Origin of the sequence: Cricetibacter osteomyelitidis, assembly GCF_004340985.1 — a bacterium.
Lineage (GTDB): Bacteria > Pseudomonadota > Gammaproteobacteria > Enterobacterales > Pasteurellaceae > Cricetibacter > Cricetibacter osteomyelitidis.
This window is the reverse complement of record NZ_SLYB01000005.1, coordinates 58,905-71,525: the sequence shown is the minus strand read 5'-3', so window position 1 is coordinate 71,525 and position 12,621 is coordinate 58,905. Positions and strand designations below refer to the sequence as shown.

11 protein-coding genes are annotated in these 12,621 nt (G+C 43.3%); 3 read left to right on the top strand and 8 right to left on the bottom strand.

What is annotated here, in order from left to right; all coding sequences use genetic code 11:
• Positions 1–52: 52 nt before the first annotated feature.
• From ilvC to EDC44_RS03665, 6 genes are all read right to left on the bottom strand, one after another.
• The gene (ilvC, locus tag EDC44_RS03690; protein WP_131975518.1) at positions 53–1,528 is read right to left on the bottom strand and encodes a ketol-acid reductoisomerase; all 1,476 of its coding nucleotides are present in this window, start codon (positions 1,526–1,528) and stop codon (positions 53–55) included.
• 125 nt (positions 1,529–1,653) lie between these two features.
• A complete protein-coding gene (locus EDC44_RS03685; RefSeq protein ID WP_131975516.1) occupies positions 1,654–2,409 on the bottom strand; it encodes a class I SAM-dependent methyltransferase in 756 nt (251 codons plus the stop codon).
• Complete coding sequence (trmA, locus tag EDC44_RS03680) at positions 2,406–3,506, bottom strand: tRNA (uridine(54)-C5)-methyltransferase TrmA (RefSeq protein ID WP_131975514.1); 1,101 nt, start codon at positions 3,504–3,506, stop codon at positions 2,406–2,408. The genes EDC44_RS03685 and trmA overlap by 4 nt, the downstream gene beginning before the upstream one ends.
• 89 nt (positions 3,507–3,595) lie before the next feature.
• Positions 3,596–3,925, bottom strand: a complete 330-nt coding sequence (locus EDC44_RS03675; protein ID WP_131975512.1) for a MaoP family protein — start codon at positions 3,923–3,925, stop codon at positions 3,596–3,598.
• Positions 3,926–3,983: 58 nt separating this feature from the next.
• The gene (dsbA, locus tag EDC44_RS03670) at positions 3,984–4,583 is read right to left on the bottom strand and encodes a thiol:disulfide interchange protein DsbA (protein WP_131975510.1); all 600 of its coding nucleotides are present in this window, start codon (positions 4,581–4,583) and stop codon (positions 3,984–3,986) included.
• A gap of 31 nt (positions 4,584–4,614) precedes the next feature.
• Positions 4,615–4,881: a YihD family protein gene (locus EDC44_RS03665; protein WP_131975508.1), complete on the bottom strand. Its 267-nt coding sequence runs from the start codon at positions 4,879–4,881 to the stop codon at positions 4,615–4,617.
• A 67-nt stretch (positions 4,882–4,948) separates the two neighbouring features.
• Between EDC44_RS03665 and mobA the strand changes: the two genes are divergently transcribed.
• Positions 4,949–5,521: a molybdenum cofactor guanylyltransferase MobA gene (gene mobA, locus EDC44_RS03660; RefSeq protein ID WP_131975506.1), complete on the top strand. Its 573-nt coding sequence runs from the start codon at positions 4,949–4,951 to the stop codon at positions 5,519–5,521.
• Here mobA and hypF read toward each other — a convergent pair.
• Positions 5,503–7,785 carry a carbamoyltransferase HypF gene (hypF, locus tag EDC44_RS03655; RefSeq protein WP_131975504.1) on the bottom strand — a complete coding sequence of 761 codons (2,283 nt, stop codon included), beginning with the start codon at positions 7,783–7,785 and terminating at the stop codon, positions 5,503–5,505. The two genes, mobA and hypF, sit on opposite strands and share 19 nt — an antisense overlap.
• A gap of 202 nt (positions 7,786–7,987) precedes the next feature.
• Between hypF and EDC44_RS03650 the strand changes: the two genes are divergently transcribed.
• Together EDC44_RS03650 and EDC44_RS03645 are read left to right on the top strand one after the other, a co-directional pair.
• Entirely contained in the window at positions 7,988–9,166 is a 1,179-nt protein-coding gene (locus tag EDC44_RS03650) for an ATP-grasp domain-containing protein (protein WP_131975502.1), read from the top strand.
• A gap of 13 nt (positions 9,167–9,179) precedes the next feature.
• Entirely contained in the window at positions 9,180–9,932 is a 753-nt protein-coding gene (locus tag EDC44_RS03645) for an esterase family protein (RefSeq protein WP_131975500.1), read from the top strand.
• A 112-nt stretch (positions 9,933–10,044) separates the two neighbouring features.
• Here EDC44_RS03645 and plsB read toward each other — a convergent pair whose 3' ends face one another.
• A complete protein-coding gene (gene plsB / locus EDC44_RS03640; protein WP_131975498.1) occupies positions 10,045–12,468 on the bottom strand; it encodes a glycerol-3-phosphate 1-O-acyltransferase PlsB in 2,424 nt (807 codons plus the stop codon).
• Positions 12,469–12,621 lie beyond the last annotated feature (153 nt).

Below are 12,621 nucleotides of genomic sequence, written 5' to 3'. Positions count from 1 at the left end.
TATTCCTATAAAAAAGACCGCTAAAGTGCGGTCATTTTTCATTAAATTTTAATTAGTTAAATGAAATTCGTTTCATATCTTTCATATAACCGCGTAAAGTGCGACCAACGATTTCAATCGGGTGATTGCGGATTGCATCATTCACGTCACGTAATTGAACATTGTCGATTTCGCCTGCCGGCGTTGCTTCGCCTAAATCACCTTTAATCAAGGTAGGAATTAATTGTTCTGCCATAATCGGCGCTGCAACGTGAGAGAATAAGTAGTTACCGTATTCTGCCGTATCGGAAATGACCACGTTCATTTCGTATAAACGTTTACGTGCGATGGTGTTTGCGATTAGCGGCAATTCGTGTAATGATTCGTAGTAAGCCGATTCAGGTAAGATACCGCTGGCAACCATAGTGTCGAAAGCTAATTCAACGCCTGCTTTCACCATAGCAACCATTACTACGCCGTTATCAAAATATTCTTGCTCGCTGATTTTGCCTTCGTATTTCGGTGCGTTTTCAAAGGCAGTTTTACCTGTTGCTTCACGCCATGCTAATAAGTTTTTGTCACCGTTCGCCCAGTCTTCCATCATCACACGGGAGAATTCACCGCTGATGATATCATCCATGTGTTTTTCGAATAAGGTTTTTAATTCGCGTTTGATTTCCTCAGACAATTCGAATGCACGTAGTTTTGCACTGTTGGATAAGCGATCCATCATTAATGTGATACCGCCTTGTTTTAAGGCTTCGGTGATGGTTTCCCAACCGAATTGAATCAATTTACCCGCGTAAGCCGGATCTTTACCGTCTTTCACTAATTTGTCATAACAAACGATTGAACCTGCTTGCAACATACCGCAAAGAATAGTTTGTTCGCCCATTAAGTCAGATTTTACTTCTGCGACGAAAGATGATTCTAATACGCCTGCACGGTGGCCACCGGTTGCTGCCGCCCAAGCTTTAGCAATCGCCATACCTTCGCCGCGTGGGTCATTTTCAGGGTGAACAGCGATTAATGTCGGCACACCGAAACCGCGTTTGTATTCTTCACGCACTTCAGTACCCGGGCATTTCGGCGCAACCATCACCACAGTGATATCTTTACGGATTTGCTCGCCCACTTCTACGATGTTTAAACCGTGGGAATAACCGAATGCAGAATTTTGTTTCATTAACGGTTGAACGTCAGCGACTACTTTTGAATGTTGCTTGTCCGGCGTTAAGTTGATGACTAAATCCGCAGATGGAATTAATTGTTCGTAAGTGCCTACATTGAAACCGTTTTCGCTGGCACGAACGAATGAAGCACGCTTTTCAGCAATAGCTTCCAGACGTAACGCGTAGCTGATATCAAGACCCGAATCACGCATATTTAAGCCTTGGTTTAAACCTTGCGCCCCGCAGCCTACGATAACGATTTTTTTACCTTTTAAGTAATTTGCTTCATCAGCAAATTCGCTACGCTCCATAAAACGGCAACGACCCAATTGGTCTAATTGTTGACGAAAGTTTAATGTATTGAAATAGTTAGACATTATGAAGTCCTCTGTTGTGTTAATGTTTTTATGATGTTGTGTTTGCATATTATGATTATCTATCCGTTATTATAATGATTTTTCACATTGCGTAAATTGAAATTATTGGAATATCATGTTTCATTTTATGGAATGTAAATATCAAACCGATGATTTTTGGTTTCGCGGGAAAAGTGCGGTGGTTTTTGGGCGAGATTTTCTGCGTAGTCGGGGCGTTTTACCACTACGCGTTTTTTTGCTAACGCGAGTGCCGGTTCAAGCAGACTGTCGGCATCCGAATCGGCGCCGACCAAATGCTGAAACACCCGCATTTCTTTTTTTACCAAGGCGGATTTTTGTTTATGAGGATACATCGGGTCAAGATACACTACATCGGCAAAATCCGTTGCCGGATTAAGTTGATTAATATGAGATACATCAAGCAGCTGCATATTTTCCTGCATCATCGCACCGATCTCTTCACTTTGATAGGCACGTTGCAGACCGTCTTGCAGCAGCAAAAACACCACGGGGTGGCGTTCGACCAAGTGCACTTTGCAACCGAGTGAAGCCAGCACGAAGGCATCGCGCCCCAATCCTGCCGTAGCATCAATGACGGTCGGCAAATAATCGCCTTTAATGCCCGCCGCTTTTGCCACCGCTTCACCGCGTCCGCCGCCGAATTTACGCCGATGCGCCATCACTCCGCCCGTAAAATCCACGAACACCGCACCGAGTTTCGGTTCGTCAAGTTTGCGTAATTCCAACCGCACTTGGTTGTTATTATGTTGGGTTTGCACCAATGCCAAGGACGAATTCACATCATGAATTAACCTTTTTTCATCACAAAGTGCGGTGAAAATTTCAGGATTTCCGGCTTCGCAGATAAGTTGAAGGTTCATGATTTTCGCACCAGCCACACGCCCGCTTCCATATGTTCGGTGTACGGGAATTGGTCGAACAATGCCGCTTTTTCAATGCGGTGGGTTTGGCAAAGTGCGGTGAGATTGTCACATAATGTGTACGGGTTGCAGGAAATATACAAAATACGATCGTAATTTTGCACCAATTTGACCGTATCATCATCCAAACCTGCCCGCGGCGGATCAACTAAAATGGTATTGCATTCATAGGCCTTCAGATCAATGCCTTTTAAACGTTTGAACTCTCGCACACCGTTCATGGCTTGAGTGAAGTCTTCTGCGGACATTCGGATGATCTGCAAGTTATCCACATTGTTGGCTTCAATATTAAATTGTGCCGCCGCCACGGACGGTTTGGCTATTTCCGTGGCTAACACCTTGCGGAAATTCTGTGCCAGAACAATAGAAAAATTGCCATTGCCGCAATAAAGTTCCAACAAATCCCCTTGGCCGTTACGGGTACAATCAATCGCCCATTCCAGCATTTTGCAGTTCACCGTGGCATTGGGTTGGGTAAAGCTGTTTTCTACTTGGCGATAGATATAATTTTTACCGAATACCGGCAGCACTTCATCAATATAGTCCTGATCCAAGCTGATTTTTTGCTTGGCGGCACGGCCGATAATCTGCACGTCAAATCCTAAATTTTCCAACCGCACTTTTAACCCGCGGGCAGCGGTTTCCCATTCCTCCGTCAACGTTTTGTGATACAGCAAGCTCACGATAATTTGATTGCTCAAAGTGCTGAGATAATCAATTTGAAATAGGCGATTACGTAAAATATCCTGTTCTTTTAACAGCGGAATAAGTGTCGCCATCATGCGATTAATCAGCTCGCTTGCCTGCGGAAATTGCTCCACCCGATAACGCTGACGCGTCGCCTGATCGAACATAATATGGTACAAATCATCTTGATCGTGCCACACACGAAATTCCGCCCGCATCCGATAATACGCCGTCGGCGATGCAAACACCTGTAACTTAGGGGCATTAAAAGGGCTTAAAAGTGCGGTCAGTTTTTGCGTTTTTTCCGCTAATAAGGTTTGATATTGTGCTGTGGGTAGTGGGGTTTTCATAATATTCTTGTCTGTTAAAAATCGGCTGTATTCTAACAAAAAACAAAAGGCTTGGAAAACCAAGCCTTCAAATGAATGAACATAACGGATTAATCCGCCGCAAAATCTTCGTTTGCATCAGTGGCAACGTTACCGGAAAGGGTGTAAACACGTTTCACGGTTGAGATGCTGGTGCGGTATTTATTCCAAGTTTTTTCAAAGAAAGTTTCCGGTGTGCGTTCGCCGCGGCAGAATGAAACAAATTGTTTTTCTTCGTCTGTTTGTGCTTGGCGTAAGCCGAGATCTAATTCGCTGAACGCCTGACCGCGTTCTTCTAAAGTTTGGGCTTCACGAATGGTGTAGTCACCATGACGGGAAAAACCGCGGGGATAATTTTTGTCGTCGAAAAAACGACGGGTTACACTAAAACTTTCTGCCATAATATTTTCTCCAATAAATTCTGGGGCTGTATTAAACCAATTTTCGCCAATAAGTCAATTATTTTTTTAATAATTCGATCACGGTATCCACATAAGTCGGGATAAAACTTTCATCTTGCGGCATTCCCTGTGCGTTAATATGATATTTTCCGTTCACATAAAAATCCGGTGTCGCCTGTACTTTTAATTTTTCCGCTAATTGAACTTGCTGATTAAACAACGCGTTGACTGCAAAACTGTTAATACCACCGTCAAATTGCTCTGCACTTACACCGTTAGCCAAAAAAACATCGCGAATGTCGTCCATACTTGAAATTTTACGTGCCTGTACGCCTTCGAATAATGGCATTTTCACTTTATCTTCAACGCCTAATGCCATCGCTAATGCCCACGCTCGCACGAAATCATCGCCCATCCAATTTACGTGATATTGTTTAAAACTGACACCGGCCGGCAGTTTTTCTTTGATTTGTTGTGGAATTTTGTATTGTGTTTCAAAGTGATAGCAATGAATACAACCAAAAGAGAAAAACTCGATCACTTCCGGTTGGGCGGATTTAGGTTGATCCAGCGTTGTGTATTCTTTACCTTCCGTCGGTGCCGCCTGCACTGTAGTTGCGGCAAAAAGTGCGGTGAGAATTAGTAGAAATTTTTTCATAAGGCTTTCCTTTTTAATGAGAATAATAAAATTATTTTAAAATACCACGAGCTTTTAATAATGCGGTTTTGAAATCGTCTTCGTAGTCTTTCTTGATACCCGGAATCGGCTCGAATTTGTCTTTATCCTTCATTTTTAAATGATAGATAATCACTTCATCGGTTAATTCCGCCAGCGGTTTGTCAAACCCGGCTTCATCGGCAATTTTTTGCAGAATCTGGGGTAAGTGCAAATCCGGTTCTTTAGACCAATATGGCTGTAAAAGTTCCAATACTTCATTTAAACGATGACATTTCATAGAAATTCCTTTAATGTTGTATAAATTAAACGGCGAGATCATACTTTAAATAAGGCCAGAAAGAAATATGAAATTCACAATCAGTGCAGTTATTTTAGCGGGCGGACAGGGCAAGCGGATGGGCGGTGTTGATAAAGGCTTGCAACTGTTACAAAATCGACAACTCTTTCAGCACGTCCTACAACGTTTGCAGCCGCAAATCAACAATATCACTATCAATGCGAATCGCAACCAAGCAGTTTATGCACAAAGCGGTTTGCCGGTGTTCAGCGATGAATTGGCGGATTTTCAAGGGCCGCTGAGCGGTATGTTGAGCGGGTTAAAACAAGCCGACACTGATTTTGTGTTATTTGTACCTTGCGATTGCCCGCTTTTGCCGTTGAATTTGCTGGAAAAATTACAAAGTGCGGTCAGTTCTAATAAAGTTTTAGCCGCCTATGCTCACGATGGCGAACGAGCTCACCCTACGTTTTGCCTGCTTTCCACCCAATTAATTCCGCTATTAACGGATTATCTTGCCCGTGGCGAACGACGGATTTTGTTTTTTATGCGGGAAGTAAAAGCGGAAAAAGTAGATTTTTCCGCTGAAAAAGACGGGTTTATCAATATTAATAGCGTAGATCAGCTTTCCGTATTATAAGCAGCAATCACTGCCTGCCCTAAAGCCAATCCGCCGTCATTCATGGGATATTGATGGCCTGAAAGTACATTAAATTCCGCTAATTCCGCTTTCAGTAAACGGCGTAATAATTGGTTGTGCATCACACCGCCGGACAGCACAATCGTATCGCAATGATGTCGTCCCCCTTGTCGGCGGGCCAGCTCGGCAAAACCCTGTGCCAACGCCATATGAAAAGCCAAGGCTTTATCGGCGGGCTCGGCTTCATAAGCAAACCAAGATTGCCAAAATGTGGCTAAATCTAATATATTATCTAATAACGGCATTTTTACCGAAATTTGCTGATTTTTTACCGCACTTTCAGCGAAATTTATATATTGGGATTGCCAAGCCAACGCTTCCAAATGGCAGGCAGCTTCTCCTTCCCAAGATAACGAATCCGGTGCTATGCCCAATGAATAAGCCACCGCATCAAATAACCGCCCTGCAGATGAAATACGCGGACTGTTAATGCCTTGTTCGATGGCTCGGCTTAACAGTTGCCAGTTTTGTTGCGGACAGCACGTTGTCATAATTTGCTGCCAATTTAGTGTGAACTGTTTCAAATGTGCTAATAAATTACGCCAAGGCTGCGTTGCTGCCAAATCACCGCCGGGCAGGGCGACGGCGGGTAATCCGCCTAAATGCACGCAATTTTTTTCATCCACCAACAAACATTCACCGCCCCACAGCTGTTGATTTTCTCCCATACCGATGCCATCCAATGCAATGCCGATCGCCGGTTTATGGTAATGATGTTCCGCCATCACACTGACAATATGGGCGTGATGATGCAGCACAGTGACGCAAGGCAGTTGCTGTTCTTGAGCCATTTGCCTGCCGATGTGTGATGAAAAATACCCCCTGTGAGCATCTACGGCGATGAGTTCAGGGGCAAATTGATAGATCTGTCGGAATAATGTCGTATTGTTCACCAATTGGGTTTGTACTAATTCATTAGCGGTATCGCCGATATGCTGACTGACTATCGCTTTATTGCCTTTCAATAAGCAAAATGTATTTTTCAGATCGGAACCCATGGCCAAAATATGTCGGGTATTGTCAAGATCCAACACCAATTCGTCCGGCACATAACCTCTTGCACGCCGCAAAGTCTCTATGCCGTCAAAGGCAATGCGAACCAGGCTGTCATCGGCTCGTTGTAGAATATCGCGGTTATGACACAAATAAAAATCAGCCAAATTTTGCAAAAATTGCACCGCACTTTGGTTATCCAATACCGGTGGCTGACCGCTTGGATTGGCAGATGTCATCACCAGCGGTCTATTGATTTCCCGTAATAATAAATGTTGCAACGGGTTACTTGGTAACATCACACCAATTTCCAGTAAATTCGGTGCAATTTCCTGCACAATATGCGGTACTTTATGTTTTTTCAATAACACAATAGGGGCAGCAGCGGATTGCAATAATTTGCATTCCTCATCACTGAGATTTTGTAAAAAATCGGTACTCGGCACCATAATAGCCAGCGGTTTGCTTGGGCGATGTTTTCGTTGTCGCAATCTATTTACCGCTTCTGCATTGGTAGCATCGCAAGCCAGATGAAATCCGCCCAAACCTTTTACTGCAATAATATTGCCTTTAACTAACAAAAGTGTGGTCTGTTTCAGAGCATTTTCCCGCTCGGCCAATATATGTTGGTTATCTTGCAACCAAATATGCGGACCACAAACAGGGCAAGCGTTCGGTTGAGCATGGAAACGACGATTGGCAGGATTTTTGTATTCCCGCTCACATTCGGGACAAAACGGGAAATTGGCCATGGATGTGTTTTTACGATCATAAGGAATGGCTTTGATGATGGTAAACCGCGGGCCGCAATGCGTGCAGTTGGTAAAAGGATAATGATAACGGCGATTGTTCCGATCAAACAGCTCCGCCAAACACTCTGGACAAGTTGCGGCATCAGGCAGAATTTGCGTATCCATAGCGCCGCCTTCGCTTTCACGGATCACAAATTCATTACTGTTCGACAAATTCTGCCATTGCATTTCCCGTTGAGATAACGCGGTAATTTCTGCCAAGGGCGGCAATTTGGCATATAAATCCGTCAGAAACCCCTGAAGTGCGGTGAAATTTGGCTCAAAAAACCGAATCAACACGCCTTCACCGTCATTATTGACATCACCTTTAAGCTGATATTCATTAGCCAATAGCCACACGAAAGGGCGAAATCCTACGCCTTGTACTTTGCCTTTAATCCGTAATTCAATGCCGTGCATAAGGTTTGTTTAATGTCCGTTTATCATAATGCCAATGCTAAAGCCGATTTGTTATATCCGTTATGATCGGTATCAAAAGTGCGGTTAATTTTACACATTTTTCATAAATTATGAGCAAATATTGGTGATAATTTGATTGAGTCTTGTATAATGCAAAGGACCATATAATAATTTTTAATAAAAAAATAACAGGAAGAAACATATGTCAAGACCATTAAATTTTGTGATGATTTCGCCGCATTTCCCAACCAATTTTGAGACGTTTGCCGTTAGATTGCGTGAAAACGGGATTAATACCTTAGGGATTGCCGATGCACCTTATGAATCTTTAAGTGAAACCTTACGAAATAGCCTAACCGAATATTATCGCGTGGATAATATGGAAGATTACGATCAGGTTTACCGTGCAGTGGCATATTTTGCCCATAAATACGGCAAAATTGACCGCATTGAGTCGCACAACGAATATTGGTTGGAGCTGGATGCAAAATTGCGTACCGATTTCAATGTATTCGGTTATAAAAATGATGATATGCTGGCGATCAAAACCAAGGCACAAATGAAAGAAATTTTCCGCAAAACCGGTTTGAAAGTCGCACAAGGGCAAGTCTTCCAGAGTGATGAAGCCGCCCGTCAATTAGCGAAAAAATTAAACTTCCCGGTGATCATCAAACCAAATTCCGGCGTGGGGGCGAGCGATACCTATAAAATCAAAAATGCGGACGAATTGGAAGCCTTTTTCGGCTATAAAAACACGCATGTCGAATATATTATGGAAGAATTTATCGACGGCGATATCGTTACTTTTGACGGTTTAACCGATCACGACGGTAATATCGTGTTCTATGCCGGTCTTGAATATTCCGAAGCGGTGTTGGATACGGTGGAAAAAGACGGCGATATGTTCTACTACGTGCCGCGCGAGATTTCCCCGAAACTGGTGGAACTCGGTCAAAAATGCGTGAAGGCTTTTAACGTGAGAGAACGTTTCTTCCATTTTGAATTCTTCCGCGTGAAGAAAACCGGCGAATTATTGCCGTTAGAAATCAACTGCCGTCCGCCGGGCGGTTTAACCATCGACATGTGGAACTACGCCAACGATTTCGACGTGTTCCGCGAATATGCCAATATCGTGCGTGAAAATCAGTTCCATTCGCATATTACACACCCATGGAACGTGGTATATATTTCCCGTAAAGCAAACCAACATTATGTTAATGCAATTCCGTACGTGTGCGAAAAATTTGCACATAATATTATCAGTGTGCAAAACGTACCGGGCGTATTTGCGAAAATTATGGGTGAGCACGGCATTTTAGCCCGTACCGAAACCATCGAACAGATGCGTGAAATCGTCCAATTTGCCCAACAAAAATATTAATAGGAATACAACAATGCATTTTGAAAGAAGAAGTCAATGGAGTGGTGAATTAGGCCGCGAAATGTACTTTAACGTTTACGGTCACGCAGGCAAACCGGTGATCGTGTTTCCATCATCCGGCGGCAACCAAAACGAATACGGCAATTTCGGCATGATCGAAGCCTGCCGTACATTTATCGATCGCGGTTTAATCAAATTCTACACGCCGGATTCGTACGACAGCGAATCTTGGTTAGCAACTTATAAATCCGGTCATGATATGGCGTTGGCACATAATGCGTACGATCGCTATATCGTCAACGAATTAGTGCCGCTGATCCGCCACGAATCCCAATGGGGTGGTGCGATGATCGCCACCGGTTGCAGTATGGGGGCATTCCATACAGTAAACTTTGCATTACGTCATCCGGACTTGTTTGACATCGCTATTGCACTGAGTGGTGTATACGACGCCCGTTTCTTTACCCACGAATTTAACGGCGATCCGGCGGTGTATTACAACTCGCCAATCGACTATTTGTGGAATCAAAACGATCATTGGTTCTTAGAACGCTATCGCCAAAACCATTACATCGTGGCTGTCGGTCAAGGTGCGTGGGAAGAACAACATGTAGAAGACACCCGCCGTCTGCAAGATGCATTTAATGCAAAAGGCATTCAAGGCTGGTTCGACTACTGGGGACACGATATGGCACATGATTGGCCGCTCTGGCGTGACCAAATGCCGTATTTCCTTGGTAAACTGGAAGAGCAGGGGATTATTTAACAAAGTGGGTATTTATTACCCACTTTCAGGCTATTGACAACCCCGCCTAATTTCTATTGTCAATGGTCTGAAATGCGGCAATCGCCGCATTTTTTGTTTTGTCGGGTGAAACTTAATCTTCAGTTTTTTCCACCGCACTTTGAATGGTCAGGCTGACTTCCGCAGAAATGATTCGAGTTAAAATCGCCGCGATTTCATTGATTTTCTCCTCCACCGCAATGCCGCTTTCATCAAAATAACCGTTTTCTTTCAAACTGCCGATAAAGGTCGAAAATACTGCTTTATCAAAAAATTCCGGTGCATTAATGCCGTGCAATACTGATAAGCGTTGTGCAATAGATTGACTTTCTTTTTCCAACGTAGTGCGAGACATTTCACCGTCTTTTTGTAACAGGCATAAGGTGATGTAATAACGTTGCATAATTTCACGCACACCTGCCGCCCACAACTGTAATGCCCGCACGCGAGGTTTGTTAATACTCAACAAATTCTCACCGCACTTAATCAGTTCTTGACGATGTAACTCTTTGATAATTAAATCAATATAACCGCCCAATTGTTCCGGTGCGAAATGTAAGAATAATTCATTACGCAAGAACGGATAGACTTTCGTCACGGCATCCTCTACCAGATCTTTTTGAATGGCTTCATGGTGCAACACAATGCTGGCGATTAATGACGGCAAGACAAATAAATGATGAATATTATTGCGATAATAAGTCATCAACACAGCCGAACTGCGTTCTAAACGGATGATCTCACCAAAGTTATCTTTTTCCGTCAGCATACCGACACGATCCAAACTCAACACATGATTGAGCATTTCTTCCGGTGTATCCGACGGCACCATCATATCGGCGGAATAAGGAGCATTCTGTAAAAATTGTTGATAACTGCTTAACTGCTCTAATAACTGTTCCCGTGACAACGCCCGCTGACGGGAAGACAATAACGCCATGCCGGTAAGATTCATAGCGTTCACTGCGGCCGCATTATTGATATTCACCATTACTTGATTGGAAATTTGATCGACCGCCGGTGGAAACCAAGCCGGGCGTTCTTCGCTTTCATTATTCTCTTTCCAATGAGGGAAATGCTGATTTAAGTAATTGGTTAAGGTGATCGGTTCGCCGAAATTCACAAATCCTTTACCCAAATTACGCAGTTTTTTAATGACTCGCAATACCAGACCGGCATTTTCTTTTTCTTTTTCCGCACCACGTAATTCTTTCGCGTAAGTGTCCACTTCCAATACATGCTCATAACCCACATATACCGGCACCAACGAAATCGGACGGGTTTGTCCCTGTTGCAATGCCTGCAAAGTCATAGACATCATACCGGTTTTCGGTGTCAATAAACGACCGGTACGGGAACGACCACCTTCAATAAAATATTCCACGGAATAACCGCGATGGAACAATTCCGCTAAATATTCACGGAAAATCGTCGAATAGAGTCGATTTCCTTTAAACGTGCGACGAATAAAGAACGCACCGCCACGACGGAACATACCGCCCACCGGCCAAAAGTTTAAATTAATTCCCGCAGCGATATGCGGTGGAAATAAGCCTTGATGGTATAACACATAAGATAACAGCAAATAGTCGATATGACTGCGGTGACAAGGCACATACACAATTTCATGCCCTTCCAAAGACAGTGCCCGCACACGATCGGCATTTTGCACTTCGATACCTTGATACAGCTTATTCCACAACCAACTCAAGAAGCGATCCGCCATACGCAAACCTTCGTAATTCACGTTTGCCGCAATCTCATCCAAAATTTTCTGTGCTTCTTTTTTGGCTTTATCCTGACTGATTTTTTTCGCTTTCGCTTCATCATCGATGGCAGATAAAATGATCGGCGAATTTAATAATTTATTAAACATTGCCTGACGATCCGGCAGTTGCGGACCGGTGGCGGAAAGGCGTTGTCTGGAGAAATGGATTTTGGCTACGCGTGCTAATTTTTGCGATAATTTTTTATCCGTGCCGTGCTCATTGAGCATTTGTCGCAAAGACACTGCTTTGGAAAAACGAACAAAAATATCGCTTCTGAACCACAAAGTCGCCAGTGCTTTTTTCACCCCGCCGACCAAACGCAAATCCGGTAATTTATTTTGATTTTCACGGCCCGGTGCACGTCCCCACAATACGGAAACCGGCACCATTTGCACATCCAAATCATCAGAAGTGCGGTGTAATTTCACGTATTTTTTGAATAAATTTTCGGTTTCCTGTTTTACGCCTTTGGATTTAAAAATGCGGCGACCTTCATCCAAAAAGACAAAACGGGCTAATTTAGTACCGGCAATTTCATTTTCCTGCAACGGATCCGGCAGCCCTAGTGCTAAACAATTTTTACGGAAAATCAATAAATCCGTTTGTGACGTATAAGGTAATACATAAACGAAAGGTTGTTCGGTGTTTAATCCCAATTCTTCCACCGGATTATGGGGAATCGGATTTTCTTTTACCAATGCCAATGGCGAACTCAAAAATTTTCTATACAATTTCAATAAGCTAGACATAATGCAATATCCATTTTTAATGATTTTTACAATCCGTTAGTCTACCATAAAATCCCCTTCTCGTTAGAACGGAATCACAATAATTAGAGTGAGTTCACAAAATTTATGCGTGAATTTAAGGATACATCACGGAAAATGCTTTACATCTGTATG